A 25,618-nucleotide genomic window follows, 5' to 3' on the forward strand; every position below is an offset into this window, starting at 1 on the left:
TGCCTTTTCAGATCAGAGTCAGCCAGGGGATGTTAGCGTTTCAAAACAGCTTGCGAAGCAGGCTATGGACCTCATTGCGAGTATAAGGTTTAATAAGGGCCAAATCAAATCCGAACTCCTTATAATTGGTCATGGTGGGGCTATGGGGGGAACCACTGATCACTATGGACTTCACTGTCCCGTCAATGTCTTTTAATTTTTTAAGGGTGTCACTGCCGCAAATGTCACCGCAGATTATCTGGTCCAGAATCACGGCGTCAAAGGGATCACCATCACTGACGGCGGCGGTAAAGGCTTTTATGGCAGAGGTGCTGTCCTCCACCAGCTCCACCCGGTATCCCACGCTCTGGAGGATGTTTCCCATGAGCCGCCGCATGGCGATCTCATCATCCATCACCATGATTTTGATACCTTCCTTTTTCGAATCAGTCTTGTCTCCAAACAGATGAATCATCCGTTTGGGATCATAGGCAGGTATTAATACAGACATGCGGGTACCTTTTTCTGGCTGGGAATCAATGGTAATCGTTCCCCCATGGCTTTCCAGTATGGAACTTACCACGGCAAGGCCAAGCCCCATCCCCTTTTGCACCCCCCGCTGCTTGGTGGAAAAATAGGGATCGAAAATTTTAGGCAGTATCTGCTCAGGAATACCGGAACCGGTATCTTCTATATCAATTTGAACAAACCGCCCACCACCCGGTGTTTTAAAATAGTTCATGTTGGAGAGATTCTGGGGGATCATTTGATTTTTTGCCCGGAGGGTGAGCATTCCTCCATGGTGCATGGACTCCACGGCATTGATCACCAAATTCTGAAACAAGATCCCCATCTGGGCCACGTCAAAATTAACCGGCCACAGGTCGGAATCTATGTCCAGCACAATTTTAAGGTTTTCAATGCGGGAAATATCCCCCACGGCTGACTTGAGTGCATCATTGAGCTTGCCGATATTTTTCTGGCTGTACTCATACCCGGAAATGGCCAGAAACTTATGGCTCAGATCCCTTGCCATTCGCACGGAAACCTCGGCTTCCTTAAGAAAAGAAAGGCGATCATCATCCCCGGAAAAAGAATCAATGGCCAGGGAAAGATTGCCCATGATCACGGCAAGCAGATTATTATAATCATGGGCGATGCCACCGGCCAGCACCCTGAAAGCGGCATTCTTCTTGGACTGCACGTTTTGCTTTTCCCGAAACTTCAACATGGTGATATCCCGGACAATATGAACCGCCTGACAGGATTTCTGACCCTTTTTCAAAAGTGGATCCACGGTGATGAGCCACCACTTTCCATCGGCCTGCTGAACCTCATGGGACACCCGTTGCGATGTTGCCAGGGCCTGCTCCAGGGGACATGGCTCAATGTCAAGGCAGCTGGCAATGATATCATGGCAATGCCTGCCAACAATCTCTTTGGGTGATTGCCGGATAAAGAATTGACTGCTTTCATTGGTTTTCAGGATTCGGCAATCATCATCAACGATGCTCACCCAGTCGGAAATGGAATCAAAGGTATGTTGCCAGTGTTCCTGGGCCCAGGCAAGCGCATTTTCCTTCTGCTTGAGTTCGGAGATATCTCGGATACAGCTTATAATGGTGGGAATATGTCCTTTTTCGTCCATCTCCGGTGAAACCTCCGCCTGGAACGCACTTATTCCATTAGCGGGCGTGGTATATTCAAATTCAAAAGTCACCGGGGAAGCGGTCTCAAATACGTGAAGGTATTTTTCCCGAAACAGCTCACACAGCTCTACCGAAATACCGACTTCTTCATTGGTGCTTCCCAGATACTGGTCAGGAGAAAAACCCATGGTATCGTAAAATGCCTGGTTGGCATAGACATTACGAAACTGTCGGTCAATGCGGACAATGGCATCGGACTTTCCCTTGAGAATCATGGCAAGTTGTGCTTCTTTTTCTTCCAAGAGTTTGTTCAAGGCCTCATGTTTCTGCTGAAGCTGATCCCACTGCTGTTTTAAGTCATGGTTTGTCTGGGAGGAAGGCATTGTATATACTCATTTATCACATGGGGTTCATATTGTCAGTCTTTATGGAATCAAGTAACATGAAACCTGCTCACTCCATTCAACAACACTGATATCTCACACAATTCTCGTAAATTTTTAATAACCTCGGGCTCATTAAATCTGATTATCCTTTAAACACCGGGCGCTATTCAAAATAAACACTAAATGCCCGGACTTATTGATAACTTAATATAATTCCAGTAAACAATTAAAAATGCCAAGAAAAGCGTTTAAAGTAAAGCTAAAAGTAAAGGGCTTTCAGAGGAACTGATTCATGGTGTTGCCATAAACAAAACACTATCCGGCATTGAGAATTCCCTGATATACATAATTTGTCAGGGTGACAAAATCAAATACCGGTCTTCCTGTGGCTTTTCTGACAGCCCTGGAAAAAGGTGGCAGATCAGTACATTCCAGAACGAATGCCCCGATATCCGCTGCATCCATCATGTTGCATGCGCTGGATACCACATCTTTTTCCACTGTGGAAATGTCTATCTCTTCCCCAGGGGACGTGAAAATTTTATTCCACTCAGCGCATGCTTCCAGCCCCTGGATCAAAATCGGCATATTTTCAGTTATACCTGCATTTTTTAAATGCTGTTCAGAAAGAGCTGATTTTTTAGCGGTAATAACGCCTGTACTCTGTTGTTTTCCGGTCATCTTGTGCACCAGCGGTATCTGCATCAAACTGGAAGTAAATACGGGTATGGTGACGGAATCTGCCAGCTCTCTTTGAAAAATAGCGTTAAACCCACAGCTTGTCGTGATGGCCTTGATTCCCTGCTTTTCCATTTTACGGGCTTCCTTGATCATGGTTTGCAGGACCTTGGGGCAAGGATTTTCAAGAATCGTATGAATGTTTGCGCCTTTGACTCTTGAATATCTTAAGGGGAAGGGGAAGGTATCGGGGTTGGTGCTGTTGCCTTTAAGTGCTTCCAGTTGCACAAGGCCTCTGGGAATGCGCCCTTCTTCCCAGCATAGAATACCTATCAATGGCGTTTTCGAAAAACAATCTGTCTTTGTCATCAGCGACACTCTTTATTTTTATAACTCAACATGTCCTGACGGACACAAGGAAACATTAAAATGACATGATGTCCCCCCAACGATTAATGGGTCAGGATCATACTGATAAAATTGGCCGCACGGTCAGTCTGGGGATTATCAAAGAATTCAGAGGGAGTACCGGTTTCAATAATTTTACCTTCATCCATGAACAGAACCCGGTGTGCCACTTTTTTGGCAAACCCCATTTCATGTGTGACCACACACATGGTAATGCCTTCAGATACTAAATTAACCATAACATCAAGGACCTCACCGATCATTTCAGGATCAAGAGCGGATGTGGGTTCGTCAAAAAGCATAATCTCAGGAGACATGGCAAGTCCACGGGCAATGGCAACACGTTGCTGCTGCCCGCCGGATAACTGTGCCGGGTAGGCACCATATTTGTCGGTTAAGCCCACCTGCTCCAGTTTTGCCATGGCGATCTCTTCTGCTTTTTTCCGGTTCATTTTTTTTACCTGAATGGGTGCAAGAGTAATATTTTGCAGAACCGTCATGTGGGGATAGAGGTGGAACTGCTGGAATACAAATCCTATTTCTGCCCTTAAGCGGGTGAGCTTTGCAGATTTATCATGCACCGGTATATTATTGACGAAGATTTCACCTTTCTGGATATTTTCAAGCCGGTTGATACACCTGATCAAAGTAGATTTGCCAGATCCGCTGGGTCCGCAGATGACCAAAATTTCACCTTTGGGTATTGTCAGGTTAATCTCTTTCAATACATGGTTCTTGCCGAACCATTTGTTAACATCTTTAAATTCTATTATGTTTTCCATGGGATATTCCTTTAGGCTGCCATCTTCCGTTCCAGATAATTTGAAAGCAGAATCAGTGGATATGAAATTGAAAAATAGAGAAGACCGACCAGTGAAAATACCATCAAGCCTTCAGGTATCCTGACAACGGTGACCCATCCCACCCGGGTCAATTCCATGACCCCGATTACAGATACCACGGAAGTGTCTTTAATAAGCAAAACGTATTGTCCAACAAGGGGAGGTAAAATCACCTTCATGGATTGGGGAATGATGATCCATCTGAATTGCTGTAAAAGGCTTAAACCGGCAGCTGTACCCGCTTCCCATTGTCCTTTTGGAATGGAAGAGATTCCGCCGGCCACGATTTCACAGATAAAGGCAGAGCCCATGATTCCCATGGCCAGAAGTGCCGCTGGAAAAGCGGTTAATTGCAGACCCCATTCAGGTAAAATAAAAAAGATAATAAACACCTGCACCACAAAGGGCGTTCCCCGAACAAATGCCACATAGGTGCCGATGATCCACTTAAAAATTTTATTGTTGCCTGACTTTAAAATACCAAGGATAAATCCCAGTAGAGTACAGGTGACAAGACTGATAAAAGCAATCTTGCTTGTCATCCATAACCCCTTAAGAAAAAAAGGAAAGATTTCCATCAGCCGTGCAAAGTAAAATGCCATCATAATCAGTAGGCCTCCCTGAAAATCAGTTTTCGTTGAGACCAGTCTGCCAGCGCTTTAAGGCAGAAATAGATGCACATATAAAAGAATGCTACGGTAAAAAAGGCTTCAGAGGGCATGAAACGTTCCGATGTCATGGTCTGACCGCTTCGGGTCAGCTCTGCCACAGATATCAGGGAAAGCAGGGCGGAATCCTTGACCAGCACAATGGCTTGACCCAGGAGCGGCGGAATGGTCACGCCCAGGGCCTGGGGAAGAACGATGAATCGCATCCGCTGGAAATAATTCAGGCCCGATGACACACCTGCCTCCAACTGTCCCGGATCCACGGAATTAATCCCTGCCCGTATGATCTCTGCAATATAGGCACCGGAGTTGAGCATCAGTGCAAGAATGCCTGTCTGGATTTCAGGGATTTTCAGTCCCAGGGTCGGCAATCCAAAATAGAGAAAATAGATCTGGACCAGAAGGGGGGTGGATCGAACAATTTCAATGTAGGCAATTGAGGGATATTTAATGAGTTTTATGGACGAAATGCGGCAGGCACAAGCAACGATTCCTGTAGCCAGTGCCAAAAAAATGGAAATAAGCGAAATTAAAAAGGTGGATCTCAGCCCCCCCAGAAAAAGGGGCATATACTCCATTATGATTCTAAAATTAAAATCAGTCAGCATGACACCATCCGTTTCTTTAGATAAGGTGCCCTTTTTATTATTAAAGGGCACCCATGTATACGCAGGTGGATCAGTTTATTGTGTCACCAGATTCAACACCATGGATCAATGATCTTTTTTCCATTCTACACCTTCAAGCCAGTAGGAAATATTCTTGTCATATTCCCCGTTGTTTCGAACGGTTTCAAAATAGAGATTAATCCATTGCCACAGGTTCACAGAATCGTGGCGAACGCCAAAAGAAAGGGGATCTTTACCATGCCCCAGGCGTTTGTCCAGCAGACGGATGGAGTTGGGAGGAAAGTCCGGCAGAACAGTCAGAACCGCAAGGTCATCATTGACACCGGCATCCACATGACCGGCAAGCAGTGCCTGAACAACCATTCTGCCCCCGCCTTTATAAGATTTAATGGTGGCATTGGGCAGATATTTTTTTGCAATGTTTTCACCGGTGGAACCCAGGAGTACACCCACGGTAACGCCTGCTTTGTTTACATCCTCAAAGGTTTTAAATGCCGCATCGGTTTTGGTAAAAATGCAGGGTTGCACATGGATCCATGGGTCGGTGAAAGAAATCTTGAGGGCACGTTTCAGGGTGGGGGTCATGTCCGCAGCCAGAATATCTGCTTTGCCGGACAGAAGAGCCGGGATCAGTCCATCCCAATCAAAATCAAGAATAACAAGCTTTACGCCCATTGCGTCCGCCATGCCTTTGGCAAAATCAATCATGGAACCTGCCTGCTCTCCGTTTTTATCGACAAAGGCATAGGGGGCAGCTCCGGACTGAACAGCCACTCGTAATTCGCCTCGTTTCGTAATCTCTGTCAAGGTCCCTGCAAAACAGATCCCGGTCAAAAATACCATGAGTGTCAGTCCCAGTACGAATGATAAAAGTTTTCTTGATTTCATTTTTTTCTCCTTTTGACGTTTTTGTTTATTTTCCTGCAGAAAAAAAGCCACAGTACATTATTCATGCTGAATTTCAGAGGCGCGTATCCGCAAGCCCCGCCACCTGTGACAGGTGCGGGACTTGCGATCATGGCAGCATATTTCATGGGCTGTCTGTCCCTCTAAAATTAAGCGATAACAACGCAGCAGAGGCTTTTTAATCCATGATGATGGTTTCCTCCTTAATCTCTATTCCCCGCTTCTTAAGCTGGTTCATGAACGCTTCGGCCGGAACGTGTCTTAATGGTGATAGAACGCCCTTTTCACGGATGATGCCTTTTGCCAGCATCCTTGCCACGATTGCAGCGGTGTACCCCACGCCCTTGCTCATGGCCATTATGCCCGTCTCAAGATCTCTTTCAATGAGCATGGAACTTGTAAACCGGGTCTTTTTATTGTCTTTTATGCCTTCAAAAACGTTTATCATGGCAGTGAGATCTTTTTCATCGGCGCCATATTCCAGCTGGGGTCCAAGAAATTTGTCAAGGAAATGAAAGGGAGTAACTTGACAGTCAAAGCCCGCCACGGGTTCATTACTTAAAAAGCCCAGCTGTTTCAGCGGTCGCCAGAAAGCACTCCACCCGGGCCACCTCAATGAGTATCTGCCTGTTTCTTTGATCGTATCTGTCAATCCCATCAATGTGGTAAAATAGACCGCATCTCCATTGGGTATGGCTTCAAGTTGTCCGAGTCCCGGGAAATCAATGGCATGAATAGAGTCCTCATCATGCTGGTTCATGGCAGGAATGTCAATGATCTGTTTCTCTTTGATAATCTTGCCATCTCTCATGGTTGAACTGAGTACACCGTTCCAGGTCCATGACAACTTATAATTCAACGGATTGTCGCAGACGCTTTTTTCAGGAAATCCACCGCAGTACGATTTAATGACATGGAGTTCATCAAATTTTCTCTGGGCCTGCCCATAGATGATCAGATCTATTCCCGGGTCCAGGCCGCATTCTGGCAGTATGGCAATGCCTGCGTTTTTTGCCGCCCCATCAAGGGTCTCAGCATTGTATTCATAGTTGGTATTAACAACACTGACCCCGGCTTCAAGGGCTGCCTGATTGACTGTTTGCATGAAATGCCTTGGCAGCAGATCAATGACCACATCCACCTTTTTGCAAAGCGTGACAAGCGCATCCTTATCACCGGCATCCACCGTGGCGGTTGTGATTTTACTCATATCCGTAAAATTTTTAATTTTTGACAGGTCTTCAAACCGAACATCGCCGCAGATGATTTCTCTGACATCTTTATCAGAAGCCAGATCATGTAATACAGTTCTTCCCTGGAGTCCGCACCCCCCTAAAACAAGAAATTTCATATTCACCTCGATTGTTAATAACGATATCCATTAATGGATCCATTAATGGATATGAATTTTCTGCCTGCCAATGATCATCTGGGCTTGCTCACTGGGCCTTCCGTCGCAGTGGGCGGCGTAACAGGACCACGCCCATTTGTATGCCCAAAGACGCTATATTCTTATAAATATTTTTTCAATAGTTGATCGCACATGCTGCTGCATCAAGCGACAAGTTTGGCCAGAGTCTGCCGGATGGGGTGGGGGCCCGGCTCAGATCAAGTTTATCTGCAAGTTCGGTTTCAAGAAGGAAGTCCACGGGCTTAAAATATCCTTTGAGGATAAGCCCTATTTATGGATTCATATGCAAACGCTTCAAGATTCTGCTTTTTCATGGGTGCCATTAAATTTTAAATTTTTCAATGTATCCATAAGTTCACATTCTTTACTTGTTGTCAATTTTTTTTAAAGTTAATTTCAGGCTATTGTTGATACGCGGTGGGGGGAGGCTGAATTCTATGGGGTGCTTTAACATATGCCAGAATGGCCACTATATAGGCCTTGAACTCAACAATGAATTAAAGATGGAGACCAGCAGCTGTTTCAACAGCCATTTCTGGTGTCCCAAAGAATTTCCCATAAGGAAATACGAATGTCTCATATTTGTCATGGGCATAACTGTAAAAGGCAAGGCCCCATTCATCTTCATTCCCAAAATAACGAAGGCGACATCGTCAATGAAAATGATTTGAATATGCCATCTCAAAAGCAGGAAAAATACCTGAATTCATCTATGGGGATAATTTTGGGCACAGTCTCCAAAATCAAAATAAAAAAGGCTTCCAACGAAAACGCTGAAAGCCTTTATTTATATGGTGCCGGAGGAGAGACTTGAACTCTCAAGGGCGCAAGGCCCGGAGGATTTTGAGTCCTCTGCGTCTACCAATTCCACCACTCCGGCATATTTTTTATTCTGTCCTTTTAAGGCAAAAGAACGGTTTTGTCAATGAATTCCTGAAACACATTGTAAAATTTCAGTCTCCCCTATTCCTCCCCGGCGCAAAACCCTGGGTGGTGAATGGGTGACATCCACCACCGTAGAGCCCTGTCCCCCCTTTAAGGTCCCTGCATCCAGCACCATATCAACCTCCTGCAACAGACGGATATCAAGGGCATCCGCCCTGACACAGCCCTTTTCACCGGAAATATTGGCGCTGGTACCGGTCACCGGCATACCGACAGCCTTTACCAGTGCCCGGGCAACGGGATGCTGGGGCAGACGTACACCGATTTTGCCGGTTGAAGCGGTGAGCACATAGGGCAGATCCGGGCTGGCTTTAAACACCAGGGTTACATCCCCGGGCCAAAACCGATCCATGATTGCCCGGGCAGCAGAAGACACCCCTGTCACCAGCTGTTCCAGAACAGACACATCGGGAATCAATACCAGGATAGGATTGGTCGGAGGGCGCTGTTTCACCTTGAATATCCGGGCAACCGCTTCAGGATTAAAGGCATCCACCGCCAGCCCATACAGACATTTGGCCGGAAAGACCACCATCCCCCCTTTTTTAATGAAATCAGCTGCCCGTTCCACAACCGCTTCATGGGGAGAAACAGGCTTCACGGTTATTATTTTATGGCTACCAGGCAAGGTTCTCTGCCCTTTTATTGACCTTGTCCGCCATCTCCTGCTTATAAGCAGCCAGCTTTTCTGCCAGCACCGCATCGGACACGGCCAGAATCTGGGCCGCAAAAATACCGGCATTCATGGCACCTGATTTTCCCAGCGCCATGGTACCCACCGGAACCCCCGGTGGCATCTGCACCGTTGCCAGCAGAGAATCCATACCCTGCAATGCCGATGAATCAATGGGAACCCCCACAACAGGCAGGGTGGTGTGGGCTGCAAGCACTCCTGCAAGGTGAGCGGCATGTCCTGCTCCGGCAATAATCACTCCCATGCCCTTTTCCCGGGCCGTTTTTGCAAATGCCTCTGCCCGGGCCGGAGTGCGATGGGCCGAAGCCACGGTTACCTCATAGGGAATATCAAATTTTTTAAGCATCTTCAGGGCCTGCTCCATCACCGGCAGATCGGAATCACTGCCCATGATCACCCCCACCCTTGGGGGCACGGACAATCGTGCAAGGGCCTTGGCCCCGATGTCCTTTCGGTAAAAGCACTCCTTCCAGGAAATTTTAGCACAGGCGGCATAAGCCTTGTCCATGGCATCCTTCACCCCGTCCCCCCGGGCTGTAACCCCCAGAACCCGGCCCCCCACGGCAGTCACTTTATCCCCTGCCATGGCTGTTCCGGCATGGAACACCACGGTGTCTTCAAGCTCTGCAGCAGCATCAAGGCCATCAATGACAGCCCCCTTTTCATAACTGCCCGGATACCCTCCGGCGGCCATGACAACACACATGGTACTTTTACGATCAATGTCCGTGGTAAATTTGTGCAGGTTGCCGTCCACGCAGGCCTCCATGAGGGGCACCAGATCGCTTTTTAAACGCATGAGAATGGGCTGGGTTTCAGGATCACCCAGGCGTACATTGAATTCCAGAACCTTTATCTGGTCTTTGTGGATCATAAGCCCGGCATAAAGCACGCCCTTAAAGGGAATACCCTCTGCAGCCATGCCCTTTACCGCGGGAATCATCACCTCTTTCATGGCCCGATCCCGGAGCATGAAATCCAGCACCGGGGCGGGGGAGTAAGCTCCCATGCCACCGGTATTGGGGCCTTCATCATTGTCAAAGATCCGCTTGTGATCCTGGGAGGTGGGCATGGGCAATACGGTGTTTCCATCGGTCAATGCAATGAATGAAGCTTCCTCACCTTCAAGGCATTCTTCCACCACCACCAGGGAACCGGCATCTCCGAATATACCGTCTTTCATCATGGCATCCAGGGCATTCAAAGCCTCATCTTCAGTGGCGCATACAAACACCCCCTTACCGGCTGCCAGGCCGTCGGCCTTCACCACCAGGGGAGCGCCCATGCTGCGGATGTAATCCCGGGCCTTGCCCACATCGCTGAAAGCCCTGCCCCGAGCCGTGGGAATCCCGTATTTTTCCATGATGTTTTTGGCAAAAATTTTGCTGGCCTCCAGCTGGGCTCCTTTGCCGGAGGCACCAAAGGCCTTGAGCCCCTTTTCTTCAAACAGGTCCACAATACCCATGGCCAGGGGCGCTTCGGGTCCCACAACGGTGAGATCAATGTCGTTTTCTCCGGCAAAGGCGGCCAGGGCCTCAATGTCTTCAGCACCAATGGCCACATTTTCTGCAGCAATGGCTGTACCGGCATTGCCCGGTGCACAATAAATTTTATCCACCAGAGGGCTCTGGGCAATCTTCCAAATAAGGGCATGCTCTCGGCCGCCACTTCCCACCACAAGAATCTTCATTTTTTATTTTCTCCTGATCTGTTATTTTTTATATGAAACGCCTTCTAAAATGCTGTAATAATGAGAGTTTTAGCTTTCGTTGTGGCAGGTATTTACTGCCATGTATGTTTTTTATATGAAACAGCAGGTACTGGGTATTAGGTGCTGGGTACTGATAGCAACTGCTTTTTCATTTTTCGTTGTGGCTGGTGCTTACAGCCATGTAAATTATATGAAACGATAGCCTTCAAATCGACCTCAGCAGAGCCCCTCCCCCGATGGGCAATAGGAACCGGACAATCGAACTGTCTACAGTTCCGGTCCGGGCCCATTGCCCGTCGGGGGAGGGGCGGCATAATGCCCTTTTCAATATTTGTTGTGACAAAATCATGCTGCCACATGGGTTTATTGAAAGAACTATTCCATGGCCAGCGCAATCAGACGATCCAGAAGTACGGGAAAGGAATATCCGGCCTCCCGGGCCGACTGGGGATAAAGACTGGTGGCGGTCATTCCGGGAATTGTGTTGGTTTCCAGGACAAACAGTCCGCCATGGGAAAGGATCATGTCCGTGCGGCTATATCCCTTCAGAAACAATGCCCTGTGGGCAGCCACGGCATGGGCCTGGGCCTGATCCCGGATGACATCGTCTATGCGGGCCGGACAGATCTCCTCGGTGGCTCCGGCCGTATATTTGGCGGTGTAGTCAAAAAACTCAAACCCTTCACCGGGCAGAATTTCAATGATGGGCAGAGCCTCCAGGGTATCGTTTCCCAGCACCCCGCAGGTAAGCTCCACCCCGTCCACATAAGATTCAATCATCACCACATCATCAAATGCCAGGGCCTTTTGAACGGCATCCACAAAATTTTCTGCATCTCTGACAATGGACATCCCCACACTGGAACCGGCACACACCGGTTTTACCACCAGGGGCAGCCCCAGTTGTTCCACATACCATGCCGTATCCCGGATCATGGTTTTATGAATCACCCGGTGCGCCGGTACTGGAATACCGGCTTGAATGTACATCTGCTTGGCTGCCAGTTTGTTCATGGCAAGGGAACTGCCAAGCACCCCGGCCCCCTGATAGGGAATTTTCAACAGATCCAAAAGTCCCTGCACGGTGCCGTCCTCTCCGTTGGGGCCATGGAGAATCAACAGAGCCACATCAATGACCGCGGCATTGGCCACAAGCCGTGCCAGATCCGTCTTGGGATCATACCGGGTTATATCGTATTTATTCTTGTCCAGGGCCGCATACACCTGTTCACCACTGTTCAAAGAAACGTCTCGTTCCGGGGTATCTCCCCCGGACAAGAGTGCCAGCCTAATTTTCTGCATCACATTCCCCCTGCATCTTTGTTCAGATGAATGGTTTCATTATGGATGGGTTCGTCATTATCCTTGTTATTAAAGATCTCCTGCTTGGCCAGATCAAACTCTTCTTTAGTAATCAAATCGTTCAAGTAGAGCTGGGCCAAATCAGAAAGACGTTTATCCGTTGATTCTGATCCCATCTCAAGCATGGGAAGTTCATTACCATGGGATTGCGGGGTATGCCCAATGGCCATCACGTCCGAAGCGCCGGAGCCGGGGGCACCCCCACCTATTTTCACCGAAGCCATGCCCCCCAGCAGCCGGATCTCAACATTGCGACCCTGAAACTGAGGAAAGGCAAGAATGTCCTTTATTTCCCGGGTGCTTTTTTTCATGCGCAGATAAAAAATCCAGAAAAGGGCGAGAATAAGCAGGGCAAGTCCAGCCATAATCCAGGGAAGATAATGGTACACCCCCCTGAAAAGCACAACGGTGATGCCGGTACCGGCCAGGAGAAAGACATGGAGAAGCAATACAAAATAGGCGGCAAAAAGGCTTTTAAAAATACCTTCCTGATCTCGTTTTTTAAATTTCATAATATCCTTAATGGGTGGTTAACGCTATGGCTTGGAAATGTAAATGTTTGGCCAGCCTTGAACAGGCCCGATGACGAAAAGGGTCCGTTAAAAACTCAAGTTATCACGGTTCACAAAATCTTTTTAATCACACGGTGCACATAGTCTCCGGGGATATGACATTTTCGGTTGGGTCCCCGGGAAAGATTCAGCCGGGTCAGCATAAAATTTAATTTTTTCTCCAGGGCCTGCCTTTCCGGCGCATCCCATGACAGATCAGCCAGCAGCGACTCCACATTTTCAATCTCCTTTCTTAATTGCACCTCCGGTGGCAAAAAACCAGCATTTTTAAGCACCCGATAGGCCATGCGGAAATCCTCTGGTACTGCCATATCTTCCAGGTTCAAGGGTTTTCCCTCACCGGGAAGATTGTCCAGCTCACCCTTCTGCCGGGCCGCAGCAATTCTCTGCTCCACCAGTTTCTCAAATCCGGGTATCATGCAGGCCTCCACATTCTGATAACCAGAGCCTGATTACAACAACGCCCGTTGAAGAAGGCAAAGAGTTAGTAATAAAGCCTGGCAATTAAATTGTTAATCTTATAGAAAATAGGCTTTATTTGCAAGACAAAAGCCCTTTAAATGTTTATTTTCTTGACACTTTTTATCCATTGCTGTATCCAATACCATTTAATCAAATTAAATATTTTGAGGGGTTGATCACCACATGGAGCTCCCATCACAATTGATGGCCAATGGGGTCAGGCTTGTGTTAATGTATTTTTGACAAATATCTGTGCATAAAGAAAATTTTAAGCAAAAACGTCAATAACGCAAGCCTGACCCCACCCAAAGTGGCCCATGTTGTAATCACCCCCTACTTTGATGATCCGGTTTTTGAATAAGCAAAGCGCATCACCCTGCAAAATAGGGGCGATGAAAAATCAAGCCCGATTCTTTTGATGTAATCCCTCAAATATTCAAGCAGGCAGGAATCATGAGTAAAAAAACACCTATTTCCCAAATACGAAACATCGGCATCATGGCCCACATTGACGCCGGTAAAACCACTGTCACCGAGCGCATCCTTTACTACACCGGAAAATCCCATAAAATAGGAGAGGTCCACGACGGTGAGGCCATCATGGACTGGATGGAAGATGAACAGAACCGGGGGATCACCATCACCTCAGCTGTCACCACCTGCCAGTGGAACAAATCCCTGATCCAAATCATTGATACCCCGGGTCATGTGGATTTCACCATTGAGGTGGAGCGGGCATTAAGGGTCCTTGATGGTGCCGTGGGAGTTTTCTGTGCCGTCGGCGGAGTGGAACCCCAGTCGGAAACCGTGTGGCGCCAGGCAGACAAATACAAGGTTCCCAGAATTGCCTTCATCAATAAAATGGACCGCATCGGAGCCGATTTTTTCAATGTGGTTGATATGATCAAAGACCTTCTCCATGCCACTCCACTGATCATTCAGATCCCCGTGGGGGCTGAAGATCAATTTTCAGGGCTCATTGATCTCATCACCATGGAGCAGATCATCTGGAACGATGAAACCCAGGGAGCAGAGTTCACCAAAGGCCCCATTGTCCCGGACATGGAAGAGGCCGCTCAAAAATACAGGGAAATCCTTCTGGAAACCCTGTCTGAGGTCAATGACACCATCATGGAAAAGTACCTGGGTGAAGAGGAAATCTCTTTACAGGAACTCAAAGAGGCTGTCCGGGCAGCCACCATTGCAAGGCACCTGGTGCCGGTGATGTGCGGCACCGCCTTGAAAAACAAGGGAATACAACCCCTTCTGGATGGAATTGAAAGCTTCCTGCCAAGCCCCAAGGACATTCCGCCAGTGAAGGGTATCCATCCCCACACGGAAAAAATTGTGGAATACCCTCCCAATAAAACCGCCCCCCTGGCGGCACTTATCTTCAAAGTATCCATGATTGAAGGGCGTAAACTATCCTTTGTCAGAATTTACAGCGGTACCCTCAAGGCCGGCGAAGACATATTTAATCCCACCCTGAATAAAAAAGAAAAGATTTCCCGGATTCTGAAAATGCACGCCAACAAGCGCGAACGAGTGGAAGAAGCATATGCCGGAGACATTGTGGGTGTTCTGGGCCTAAAAAACAGCTCCACCGGTGAAACACTTTGCTCTTCCAAAGACCAGGTGCTCCTGGAAAAGATGGAATTTGACAAACCCGTTATATCCATTGCCATAGAGCCCAAAACCCATGCAGATCAGGAAAAACTTGAAGAGGTGCTGGAAAAATTCACCATAGAAGACCCCACGCTCAAGGTAACCACCGACAATGACACTGGCCAGACCCTTCTTTCCGGCATGGGAGAACTCCATCTGGAAATCATCATAAGCCGCATGAAAAGAGAATTTAACACCGATGTCAATGTGGGAAGCCCCCAGGTGGTGTACCGGGAAAGCCTGAATAGCACCTCCGCGGGACATGCCGTCTTTGACAGGGAAATTGCCGGAAAACACCATTTTGCAGAGATCAACCTGGAACTGTCACCCCTGGAACGGGACAAAGGCATTGAATTTGTGTACAAAGCACCTGCGGAATCCATCCCGGAAGCCCATATCCCGGCCATTGAAAAGGGCGCAAGGGAGGCCCTTGAGAGCGGTTTTCTTAAAGGCTATCCCATGGTGGACACCCGGATAACCATCAAGGGCGCTTCCTGTCGGGAATCCCAGAGTTCCGATCTTGGATTCTCCGTTTGTGCCTCCATGGCCTGCAGAAACGCCATGGAAGAAGGATCTGTTTATCTGCTCCAGCCCATCATGGATGTGGAGGTACTGGTACCCGACAATTTCATGGGAGAGGCCATTGCCGATCTCAACACCCGGGGAGGGCGCATTGAGTCCATCCAGCCCAAACAGAGCATACAGATTGTCAAGGCCACTGTTCCGCTATCAAAAATGTTCGGATACTCAACAGCATTGAGATCTGCCACCCAGGGCCGGGGCACCTTTACCATGAAATTCTCGCGATTTGACAAAGAATAACTGCAGACAGCAGAACCTCCAACGGTCACCCGGTTCAGCCCCGGCTCGGGTGACCGTTAGGGGCACCACCTTGCCATTTCCATCCTTCCTTGTGATAGCATGAACCGCTCCTCCACGCTCCACCCTATCGGACCGGGCTTAACAGCCCCGCCCATTCATCAAAACATGGCTGTTATATAAAAACACTGTCTCAAAACACCGTAGAGCCTCCGACTGCCGACCCGACCAGTCCATCACCCCCTGCTTTTTTTCTTCTGCTTTTCCATTTCTCCAAGCAGCTCCAGCGCCTGGGTTTTCATGGCACCCTCCGAAAGAAGCTCAATACTTTTTTTCAAATGAAACATGGCATTCTTAAATGATTTTATTTCATGGTAATAGCGTCCCAGGTAATAGTGACTCTCATCGGTGCGCCCCTTCTGGCGGGCCACATCCGCCATGAAATAAAAAGACCGTGGGAAGGCATCCCCTGCGGTCTGGATGGTTTTTAAAAGCCCCCGTTCCGCCTGGACAACATCCCCCATCAACCACCGGGCCCATGCCTGATAATAAGTTGCCTGGACAGCCACCGCCGGTATTTTTTCAAGCCCGTTCATCAGGCTGAAGGCTTTTCTTCCATCTTCAGCCAGCAGATGAATGTGCCCGGCTTCCAGAAGCAGATAGGGATCAAACACCCGTTTCTCAAGGGCCAGGCGCAGATGATCAAGAGCCTCCTCCAGACGGGACACCCGGGATAATAAAATGGCCATGCCATAATGAAGAGCGGGGTCGTCTGGTGTTTTTTTCAAAAGGAGCATAAATTTCTTTTCTGTTTCATCCACAGGCCCATAAAGGGCCGTCAGTCGATATTTCACCAGGTCAAACCGGAAATCGTCAATGCCATTATCGATGGTCACATCATCCTTATGGTTATCCAGCCAGGAAGATATATAAACAATGCGCTCACCGGAACCGGGGTGAGTTTTAAGATATCCAGGGATTTTTTCTGTGCCATACCAGTCCATGGAGCGGATTTTCTCAAGGCCGGTGAGCAATCCCTGGGGAGAAAACCCCGCGTCCCGGGTTATAACCAGCCCCTTCTGATCTGCTTCGGTTTCATTTTCTCTGCTGTAGGCCAGCATGGACGTCTGCCCCACTGCCATGGAACCCACCACCACGGCCTGGGCCGCATCCCCGCCTCCGCTGGCCCCAACCAGGACACCGGCCAGAACCCCTGCCAGGGTACCAATATTCACCACCTTTGACCTGTCAATCATTTGGGACACATGCCGGCATACGGCATGGGCCGACTCATGCCCCAGAATGCCGGCCAGTTCATCCACATTATCAAGGGCGGTGATCAGGCCTCGATGTACAAAAATATTGCCCCAGGGGCTGGCAAACGCATTAAACTGACCGTCATCCACAATATAAAACGAAAAGGGAAACGGTTGGGGGGGCAACTGAGCCACAATGCGTTTTCCCACTTCTGTCACCAGCGCAACCGCCATAGGATCTTTAATCAATTGATTCTGCATACGGATCGCTTCCATGAACTCTCCGGCTATTTTTTTTTCCTCGGAAATGGAAATAGCCCCTGCCGGGCAGTTGAGTATAAGCACCAGCACCAGGGTAATCACCCATGGTTTCTTTCGGTTAAACATTTATTTAACTCCTTTTTTAATGGGATATTATCCAACAGAGCATGTTTAAGATCAACCCGATTCATTATTTTTTTTCGGGGAAAGATCCGTTTTCAGGATACCTGCTTCAATAAGGAGGGACAAGGCATACCCATGAATATCAATGTATTTTTTTGACAAGCTTGTTTTTTTTCAATATAAATAAATCTTTTTACTTTTCAATCCCCACAAGGAGGAACAATGCAAACCGGAAAAGTGAGCCAACGCATCACATATTTCATGGAAAAAAGAGAAATAGACCTGGAAAACCTGTCCCAGCTCACAGGACTTGAAACAGCATTTTTAAAAACCATGCTCACCGATAATGTATACCCGCCCCTGGGGCCCCTGATGAAAATTGCCAGGGCGCTGGGGGTACGCCTTGGGACCTTTCTCGATGACCAGGACAGCACAGACCCCTTTATTGTCCGCCGTGCGAACCGGGAATCTGAAATCAGCGTCCTTGGGGGCAAGGGCAAACCCACCGCCCTGAAATTCTACTCCCTTGGAAGGGGAAAGACCGATCGCCACATGGAACCCTTTTTTGTGGAAATACTGCCAGAATCCGCCAGGGAAAAAAAACTATCCTCCCATGAAGGCGAAGAGTTCATTGTGGTGGAAAAGGGGTGCATTGAAATCATTTACGGCAAGGAAACCTATCTGCTCAACCAGGGTGACAGTGTCTATTATAACTCCGTGGTACCACACTATGTCAGCTGTGTGGGGGATGAAAACGCGGAAATTTATGCGGTTATTTATATTCCCAAATAAAATTGAAATTACAACGGGCGCATTCCCATTTTCCCGGTGAAGCGTTTCATTGGCGATGGGGTTCAGGTTTGCCTGAAAACCAGATTCATGGAAAGCCATGATGATGCCGGAAAAATGGGAATGCCCCCGATCACAACACCAGACCAGCCATGGAGAAAACAAAATGGAAATGCACAACGGCTTAAGGGAGCGCACTCTGGGCCAGATCCTCGATGAAACCGTCAGTAAATATCCGGACAATGAAGCCATTGTCTATGTGGACAGAGATTTTCGGCTCACCTACCGGCAATTTGCCGACGGGGTGGATGAAATTGCCAGGGGACTCATGGCCCTGGGGGTTAAACGAGGCGAAAAAGTTGCTGTCTGGGCCACAAACATTCCCTATTGGGTCACCCTGCAGTTTGCAACGGCCAAGATCGGTGCCATTCTTTTAACGGTGAACACCAATTATAAGAAAGCAGAGCTTTCCTACCTTCTGGAGCAATCGGAAACCGAAAACCTTTTTCTCATTGACGGCTTCCAGGACACCGATTACATCAACACCATTTACGAACTGGTACCGGAATTAAAAACCCAGCAACGTGGAAGCCTTTCTTCGGAAAAATATCCCCACCTGAAACGGGTGTGCTTTCTGGGTCATGAAAAACATCGGGGCATGTATTCCATCCCGGAAATCCGAGGGCTTCACCCCATCATTTCCCCAGAAAAATACCAAGAAAGACAGGATAGTTTAACCCCCCACGATGTGGTAAACATGCAGTATACCTCTGGCACCACGGGATTTCCCAAGGGAGTTATGCTAACCCATTACAACATCGGCAACAATGGGTTCTGGATCGGTGAAAACCAGAATTTTTCCAACAAAGACCGCCTGTGTCTACCCGTGCCGCTGTTTCACTGCTTTGGCTGTGTACTCGGGGTACTTGCCGCTGTTACCCATGGCACCTCCATGGTTATCCTTGAGGGATTTGATCCCCTTCTGGTCATGGGATCTGTGGAACAGGAGGGCTGCACCGCCCTTTATGGGGTACCCACCATGTTCATTGCTCTGCTGGAGCATCCCCTGTTTTCCAAATTTAATTTTTCCACCCTCAGAACCGGCATCATGGCAGGCTCCAACTGCCCCGTGGAGATCATGAAACAGGTGATTGAAAAGATGAACATGTCCGAAATCACCATCTGTTATGGCCTCACCGAAGGCTCTCCGGTGATGACCTACACCCGCATCCATGATGACCTTCAAAAACGGGTGGAAACCGTGGGCCAGGCCCTGCCCCACATTGAGGTCAAGGTCATCGATGTGGAAACCGGTGCCACCCTGCCCCCCGGTGCCCAGGGAGAGGTATGCTGCAGAGGCTACAACGTCATGAAAGGCTATTATAATAATCCCCAGGCCACTGCAGATGCCATTGACAGTGACGGATGGCTTCACTCCGGGGATCTGGGCGTAATGGACAAGGAGGGGTTTCTTTCCATCACCGGTCGATATAAAGACATGATCATCCGGGGGGGGGAAAATATCTATCCCAAGGAAATTGAAGAATTTCTTTACCGCATGGAGGGGGTCCAGGACATTCAGGTGGCTGCTGTTCCCAGCCAGAAGTATGGCGAAGAGGTGGGAGCCTTTATCATTCGCAAAAAAGATGTGGATATTGAAGAAAGCGATGTAAAGGATTTCTGCAGGGGCAATATCAGCCGGCACAAAATTCCCCGGTATGTCACCTTTGTGGAAGGCTATCCCATGACCGCCAGCGGTAAAATTCAGAAATATAAATTATCGGAAATGTCGGAAAACATCTGGCCGGACAGACGATAATCAGGGGCTGACACCCGACTGCTTTAAATGGATGGAGCGGTTTCCATGGGAAGATGTTTAGCGGCCCACAGGGCTGCCTGGAGCCTTCCGGTGACATCAATTTTCTGGAAAATATTGTGCAGATGGGTTTTTACTGTGTGTGTGCTGATGTAAAGCCCCTCGGCAATCTGGCGGTTGGAAGCCCCGTGGGCAATCTGTTCCAGGATTTCCCGTTCCCGGGGGGTCAGCTGAACATTGCGGAGGGGGCAGCTTTCTTCTTTTTCTGTCTCATATGCGAAATCCGCTTCACCCTGGAAGGAAAAAGCGGCCCCCCTTTCATTACATCGCACCACTTTTCCCTGCACCGACACCCGGGCACGACGTCCTCCCACCCCTCCCAGATATCCCAGCGGAATATCAAGATTAAGTTCCATAACCGTTCCCACTGCCAAACCGGGACTGGGATCAACCAAAGCACCAATGGAAGATATGTCCTTGCTGCGAAGATTCATGGTCCCCCGGGAAGCAGTTTCCCCCCCCACAAATTTCAGTTGAACCGGAATTTCAAGTTCAAACCGTTCAACCGCTCTTTTATTTTTCCTGGATGCCATGATGATTTCCCCTCTATTTTATATCCCCCATCCATTAAAACTATACATACCGATCTCATGTAACGTCAGTATATCTTAGAGAACTCAATCCTCCCTGTCAATGTATCGCAACATATTTTATGGAAGGAATATATTTACAGCTCCCAAAGCAGCTCATGTAGCAACTGAATTCAGCTTATGCCCGTCCATACTGCTTGAGTTTTTTCAACAGGGTTTTTCTGGTGATCCCCAGCCTCCTTGCGGCTTCACTACGGTTTCCCTGCGCTGAGTCCAGGGTCTGCAGAACGGCTTCTCGCTCCACTTCCGAAAGGGGGATATCTCTGACGCTTGAAATATCGGCTTGCCCAACTTCTCCGGTTTTACCCTCATCCACCGGGGCAAAGGGAAGATCGGCCAGGGTGATATATTGAGACCGGGCAAGTACCACACAACGTTCCACACAGTTCATAAGCTCCCTTACATTGCCCGGCCAGGCATAACGGATCATGGCATCCATGGCCTCAGGGGTAAACCCTGTGATATCCCGATGATTTTTTTCAGAAAACCGCTGCAGAAAATATAGGGCCAGATCGGGTACGTCCTCCTGACGTTCACTCAAGGGTGGAATGGACAGAGCCACCACATTAAGCCTGAAAAAAAGATCCTCTCTAAAAGTTCCATCGGCCACCATTTGTTCCGGGTCCCTGTTGGTGGCGGCGATCACCCGGACATCCACCTTGATACTTTTATCTCCTCCCACAGGGGTGACTTCCTTTTCCTGGAGAACCCGCAAAAGCTTCACCTGCATGGCAAGGTTCATCTCACCGATTTCATCGAGCAGAATACTGCCTCCGTGGGCCTCCCGGAACTTGCCCTTTCGCTGACGTTCCGCCCCGGTAAAGGCTCCACGCTCATGACCGAATAGCTCAGATTCCAGTAGGCTTTCCGTTATGGCTGCGCAGTTAATACGCACAAAAGGGGCATTTTTTCTGGGACTGTTATAATGAACTGCCCCGGCAATGAGTTCCTTGCCGGTGCCGGACGGGCCTGTGATAAGAATACTGGCATCGGAAGAGGCCACCATCTCAACGGTGTCAAGCAAAGCAGTCATGGCAGGACTGCGCCCAATGATTCGCTCCCGCTGAAACCCCTTTCCCAAACGCTGTTTCAGGCTCTCATTTTCCTGTTTCAGGTAAATGGTTTCCAGTATCCGGGCCATGGTCAATTTTAATTTTTCAAAATCCAGGGGCTTGGTCAGGTAATCCCAGGCCCCCTGTTTCAGGGCATCCACCGCCGTTTCCACCGATGAATAGGCCGTCATGATCACCACCGGCAGGGAGGGGTTATGGCGGTGAATGGCCCCAAGGGCCTCCATGCCCGACATTTTGACCATGCGCATGTCCATGAGCACAATGTCAAAGGTTTCCTCCTGGACAATCTGCACCCCTGTCATACCGTCATCGGCCAGGGCAATGTCGTATCCCCACCCGGTGAGAAGGGTTTTTAGCATGCTTCTGTGCCCGGCATCATCATCCACCACCAGTACCCGTTTTTTTTCTTTCATATCTGCCTTTATTCCCTGTGTTTACCGTAAAAACATTTTAAATTAATTATTGTCATTTCGGGGCTTGACCACAACATGGGCCATTTTAGGGAGTAGTCAGGCTTACGTTATTGGCGTTTTTGTTTAAAGTAGCCTTTAAACACATGCGATGGGCAAAATCACAATAACACAAACCTGACCCCGTTGGCCCATCAATTGTTACGGGTGGCCCATGTTGTGATCAAGCCCCTATTTCGTATAACCCACATGTCCTGGCGGACACAACAAAGCATGAAAATGAACTTATGCAACCCCCAACGGCTATCCGATCCAGCCCCGGACCGTCGACGCCATTGTTATATAACATCATGCAGCTCAATAAAAAAACGTGTACCGGAACCGGGTGTGCTTTCCACCCGGATAGCCCCGCCAAGGGCCTCCAGTGAACGATATACCATGGCAAGGCCCAGGCCGGTACCATCGGATCGGGTAGTAAAATAGGGATCAAAAATTTTATCCACATCCCCCTGGGGGATACCCCGTCCGGTATCTGCCACCTCAATGACAACGGCCCCCCGTTGACGACCATCCGTCACCGTGACACAAAGACGGCCCATGGTCTCCATGGCCTGGAGGGCATTCAAATAAAGATTCAACAAAATCTGATTGAGCCTGTCTGGATCGGTGTGCAGCCATACCACACCTGTGTCAAGACAAGTTTTCAGCTGAATCTGCTGTTTTTTCACATCCGGTGCAATCAGACGCAGAGAATGATCAATTATGTCAGAAAGCTTCACCCGTTTTTTAACCACCGGCATGGGCCTGGCAAATTCCAGGAGCTGGGTTACAGCCCGGTTCAGACGCTCCACCTCCTGTATCATGATGCCTGCCACCTCCCGGTCTTCGGGAATCTGTTCATAACGTTCAAGAAACCAGGTGGCGAAGCCCTTTATGGAACTCAAGGGATTTCTGATTTCATGGGCCACGCCGGCGGCAAGTTTTCCCACCGCGGCAAGACGGCGGTTCCGGTCCACTTCGTCCTTCATGGCTTTAAACTGTGTTAAATCATGAAAAAGAAACAGATAACCCGATAAATTTTCCCCTTCACTTAAAATGGATGACACAGTAACGTCCAGCAGCAGCTGATGATCTCCATGAACGGTGCAGCCAATCTCCCCGGCCACCTTGGGAGGAGATCCCTTGATCTTGTCCACCAGGGCTTTCATCTCAGGAGGCAGGCGCATGGGAGAAGTATGTTTTTCATAGCCCAGAATTTCCAGGGCAGCCCCATTACTGGAAGTGATTTCCATTTCTATGTTCACGGTTATAAGCCCTGCCGGCATGTTAGCGATGACATCATCGGAAAACGCCTTGATCCTGGAAAGGGAACTTCTGGCGGATCGGTATCCCTGCAGTGCCACCACACACACCACCCCCACCACTCCCAACGCAAGAAACAGGCACCCCATGAAAATCGCATGGGTCACCGCTCGTTGCTTGATCTGCTCAATTTCCTTCATGTTTATGGCCGCAAAGATCACCTGCTCACGGCTGTCCGCCCCACCGTCATCCGGTGAAAAATGGGATTGAAACCAATCTTTATCAGGAGACCGGGAAGCATGTTGTTTCCGGACATCATCCATGGATGGCGAAGGCGGGCACCGCCAGGCATTCCCCTTTACATCAAAGGCGCATCCCGGGGGCGGGGGATGCTTTTCCGATCTAAAGTGTCTCCGAGCCGGGGTAAACTCCTTATACACCTCAAAAACCTTCACTCCCCCGGGGGAAATAACCTCCCGATGAAACAGCGGAGAAAGCCCTTGTTCAAATACCATGTCGGGCATCCCTTCATAACGCTTTCCCACTTGATTCTCATCGCTGTGGGCAAGGATAAGGCCCCTGCGGTCGGTGATCATCATGTATTCGATCTCCGGCTGCTCCGCCGTTTCGGCAAGCAGGCGCTGCACGCGCTTCCCCCCCCACCGGGTGGTGATCATTCCGGTTCTGGTACCCGCCTCAAAGGCCCGGATCAACAGCAGCCCCTTCCCGGTGAGCTTTTCCTTTATCCTGCCGTTCTGCTCCCGGATATTGTCAATGGTCATCAATACAAAAATAGGAACCAGTATGGCAAATATACCGATGATCACCAGAGGGGAAAGTCCGGGCACCCCCTTTATTTTTTTTAATTTTAACATCATTCCTTCCTGTTACTCAATGATCAGGCCCTGGACTGAATCATATTATCTGGCACCCAGCGCAATTGAAGGCCCAACAGGAGCTGGTTTGCGTTATTGTGTTTTTGATAACTATCTATGTTCCAAGGCATATTTCAACAAAAGTATCAGTAACACAAGCCAGACCCCAGCCCAGAATGGCAGCGCTTGCGACCAAACTCCAAGCCTCCGATTGTTCATCCGCGGGTAAATTGGATATTTTTTACGCTATTGGATATATTAAAATGGGTAATAAGTATCCAAATGGATTTAATTTACCCCCCCCAGAGCCAACCGAGGGTCCTTCGATGTATGTTCCATGTTTTGGGTATTGGACCACCATGGACCGATTTGGACGAAATCAAGTTTTCGACACCGTCCGCCCCGCTTCTCTTTTTAATTAAATACAAACACTTATAACAAGGCAACAAAACAGACTCGGCCCCATTGACACACCTGGCACGACATCTTTAGATGTTAATCAATTTTTATTTTTTCAAGCCTTCTGGAACAAAAAAAACAAACCTGGCACGCCATTTGCTTTAACAATCACCAGAAGAAAAAATATTTTTTCCCGTAAGATAACGACTCAACTTTAGCTCTTCATTGGCATTGGAAACAATAAAGCAATACCAATGCCAGAGATTGAAAAAATTTTTTAAAACCATAATTACAAGGAGATATCCCATGAAAAAGCAGGCATTGATCTTCACAGCCATCGTCGTCACCCTTATGACCCTCACCAGCTTCGCATTTGCCGGCATCAGCAATGGCAAAAGAAACCGGGGCAACAATGACTGTCCACGCTTTATGAACAATCCCGGGCAGCAATGGGCAGCCCTGACCCAGGAACAGAAAAACCAGATAATGGATCTGCGGCAAAAATTTGTTGATGAAACAGCCCCCCAGCGCGTTGTCATGGTATCAAACCACGAAGCCATCCGTATTCTCATGGAAACCACCTCACCGGATCGGAATCAGCTAAATTCCCTCACAGCGGAGCTTGCAGATGCCCAGAAAATCATGATGACCAAGGGCGTTGAGTTTGCACTGCAAGTTAAGGCAATCGCACCGAAACTGCAGGTTCCCATGATGTTCCACGGCATGGGAAAAGGAATGGGAAGATTTGAAGGCAGGGGCAAATTCCATGGTCCCAAAAAAGGCCGCCCCCACTGCTTCCCCAAACCCAATTGTCCTCTGCTGCAGGGAACACCGGAACTACCCTCCGGCGATGAGGCAATACCCACCACCGAATAAGG

General features: G+C 48.7%; 20 protein-coding genes and 1 tRNA gene. 4 read left to right on the plus strand and 17 right to left on the minus strand.

What is annotated here, in order from left to right; genetic code table 11:
• Positions 1 to 40: 40 nt before the first annotated feature.
• From ACYQ2M_RS04390 to ACYQ2M_RS04450, 13 genes are all read right to left on the minus strand, one after another.
• The gene (locus tag ACYQ2M_RS04390; RefSeq protein WP_459915106.1) at positions 41 to 2,011 is read right to left on the minus strand and encodes a PAS domain-containing sensor histidine kinase; all 1,971 of its coding nucleotides are present in this window, start codon (positions 2,009 to 2,011) and stop codon (positions 41 to 43) included.
• A gap of 318 nt (positions 2,012 to 2,329) precedes the next feature.
• Positions 2,330 to 3,061, minus strand: coding sequence for an aspartate/glutamate racemase family protein (locus ACYQ2M_RS04395; RefSeq protein WP_459915107.1), 732 nt, complete (start codon positions 3,059 to 3,061; stop codon positions 2,330 to 2,332).
• Positions 3,062 to 3,144: 83 nt separating this feature from the next.
• The gene (locus ACYQ2M_RS04400; RefSeq protein ID WP_459915108.1) at positions 3,145 to 3,882 is read right to left on the minus strand and encodes an amino acid ABC transporter ATP-binding protein; all 738 of its coding nucleotides are present in this window, start codon (positions 3,880 to 3,882) and stop codon (positions 3,145 to 3,147) included.
• Between the two features lie 11 nt (positions 3,883 to 3,893).
• On the minus strand, positions 3,894 to 4,547 hold the full coding sequence (locus ACYQ2M_RS04405) for an amino acid ABC transporter permease (RefSeq protein ID WP_459915109.1): 654 nt from the start codon (positions 4,545 to 4,547) through the stop codon (positions 3,894 to 3,896).
• A 2-nt stretch (positions 4,548 to 4,549) separates the two neighbouring features.
• Positions 4,550 to 5,218: an amino acid ABC transporter permease gene (locus ACYQ2M_RS04410; protein ID WP_459915110.1), complete on the minus strand. Its 669-nt coding sequence runs from the start codon at positions 5,216 to 5,218 to the stop codon at positions 4,550 to 4,552.
• A gap of 105 nt (positions 5,219 to 5,323) precedes the next feature.
• Positions 5,324 to 6,127 (minus strand): ABC transporter substrate-binding protein, encoded by an 804-nt coding sequence (locus ACYQ2M_RS04415; protein ID WP_459915111.1) that lies wholly within the window; start codon positions 6,125 to 6,127, stop codon positions 5,324 to 5,326.
• Positions 6,128 to 6,323: 196 nt separating this feature from the next.
• Entirely contained in the window at positions 6,324 to 7,496 is a 1,173-nt protein-coding gene (locus ACYQ2M_RS04420) for a saccharopine dehydrogenase family protein (protein ID WP_459915112.1), read from the minus strand.
• Between the two features lie 852 nt (positions 7,497 to 8,348).
• Positions 8,349 to 8,436, minus strand: a tRNA-Leu gene (locus tag ACYQ2M_RS04425).
• A 42-nt stretch (positions 8,437 to 8,478) separates the two neighbouring features.
• Entirely contained in the window at positions 8,479 to 9,129 is a 651-nt protein-coding gene (locus tag ACYQ2M_RS04430) for an L-threonylcarbamoyladenylate synthase (protein ID WP_459915113.1), read from the minus strand.
• Positions 9,119 to 10,885 carry a phosphoribosylamine--glycine ligase gene (gene purD, locus ACYQ2M_RS04435; protein WP_459915114.1) on the minus strand — a complete coding sequence of 589 codons (1,767 nt, stop codon included), beginning with the start codon at positions 10,883 to 10,885 and terminating at the stop codon, positions 9,119 to 9,121. The genes ACYQ2M_RS04430 and purD overlap by 11 nt, the downstream gene beginning before the upstream one ends.
• A gap of 396 nt (positions 10,886 to 11,281) precedes the next feature.
• Positions 11,282 to 12,208 (minus strand): D-alanine--D-alanine ligase family protein, encoded by a 927-nt coding sequence (locus ACYQ2M_RS04440; RefSeq protein ID WP_459915115.1) that lies wholly within the window; start codon positions 12,206 to 12,208, stop codon positions 11,282 to 11,284.
• Positions 12,208 to 12,780: an SHOCT domain-containing protein gene (locus ACYQ2M_RS04445; protein WP_459915116.1), complete on the minus strand. Its 573-nt coding sequence runs from the start codon at positions 12,778 to 12,780 to the stop codon at positions 12,208 to 12,210. Before ACYQ2M_RS04445 ends, ACYQ2M_RS04440 begins: the two co-directional genes overlap by 1 nt.
• A 110-nt stretch (positions 12,781 to 12,890) precedes the next feature.
• On the minus strand, positions 12,891 to 13,259 hold the full coding sequence (locus ACYQ2M_RS04450) for a DnaJ family domain-containing protein (protein ID WP_459915117.1): 369 nt from the start codon (positions 13,257 to 13,259) through the stop codon (positions 12,891 to 12,893).
• A 496-nt stretch (positions 13,260 to 13,755) separates the two neighbouring features.
• On the opposite strand from ACYQ2M_RS04450, the gene fusA reads away from it, so the two are divergent.
• A complete protein-coding gene (gene fusA / locus ACYQ2M_RS04455) occupies positions 13,756 to 15,789 on the plus strand; it encodes an elongation factor G (protein WP_459915118.1) in 2,034 nt (677 codons plus the stop codon).
• A 233-nt stretch (positions 15,790 to 16,022) separates the two neighbouring features.
• On the opposite strand, the gene ACYQ2M_RS04460 is transcribed toward fusA, so the two are convergent.
• The gene (locus ACYQ2M_RS04460; RefSeq protein WP_459915119.1) at positions 16,023 to 17,429 is read right to left on the minus strand and encodes a M48 family metalloprotease; all 1,407 of its coding nucleotides are present in this window, start codon (positions 17,427 to 17,429) and stop codon (positions 16,023 to 16,025) included.
• 219 nt (positions 17,430 to 17,648) lie between these two features.
• Between ACYQ2M_RS04460 and ACYQ2M_RS04465 the strand changes: the two genes are divergently transcribed.
• Positions 17,649 to 18,218 (plus strand): cupin domain-containing protein, encoded by a 570-nt coding sequence (locus tag ACYQ2M_RS04465; RefSeq protein WP_459915120.1) that lies wholly within the window; start codon positions 17,649 to 17,651, stop codon positions 18,216 to 18,218.
• Positions 18,219 to 18,381: 163 nt separating this feature from the next.
• Complete coding sequence (locus ACYQ2M_RS04470) at positions 18,382 to 20,034, plus strand: AMP-binding protein (protein ID WP_459915199.1); 1,653 nt, start codon at positions 18,382 to 18,384, stop codon at positions 20,032 to 20,034.
• Between the two features lie 23 nt (positions 20,035 to 20,057).
• Here ACYQ2M_RS04470 and ACYQ2M_RS04475 read toward each other — a convergent pair whose 3' ends face one another.
• The 3 genes from ACYQ2M_RS04475 to ACYQ2M_RS04485 form a co-directional block, all read right to left on the minus strand.
• Complete coding sequence (locus ACYQ2M_RS04475; protein ID WP_459915121.1) at positions 20,058 to 20,624, minus strand: LuxR C-terminal-related transcriptional regulator; 567 nt, start codon at positions 20,622 to 20,624, stop codon at positions 20,058 to 20,060.
• Positions 20,625 to 20,799: 175 nt separating this feature from the next.
• A complete protein-coding gene (locus ACYQ2M_RS04480; protein ID WP_459915122.1) occupies positions 20,800 to 22,167 on the minus strand; it encodes a sigma-54-dependent transcriptional regulator in 1,368 nt (455 codons plus the stop codon).
• A gap of 335 nt (positions 22,168 to 22,502) precedes the next feature.
• Entirely contained in the window at positions 22,503 to 24,344 is a 1,842-nt protein-coding gene (locus ACYQ2M_RS04485; protein WP_459915123.1) for an ATP-binding protein, read from the minus strand.
• Positions 24,345 to 25,046: 702 nt separating this feature from the next.
• On the opposite strand from ACYQ2M_RS04485, the gene ACYQ2M_RS04490 reads away from it, so the two are divergent.
• Positions 25,047 to 25,616, plus strand: coding sequence for a Spy/CpxP family protein refolding chaperone (locus tag ACYQ2M_RS04490; RefSeq protein ID WP_459915124.1), 570 nt, complete (start codon positions 25,047 to 25,049; stop codon positions 25,614 to 25,616).
• Positions 25,617 to 25,618 lie beyond the last annotated feature (2 nt).

Source organism: Desulfocicer niacini (assembly GCF_054657595.1).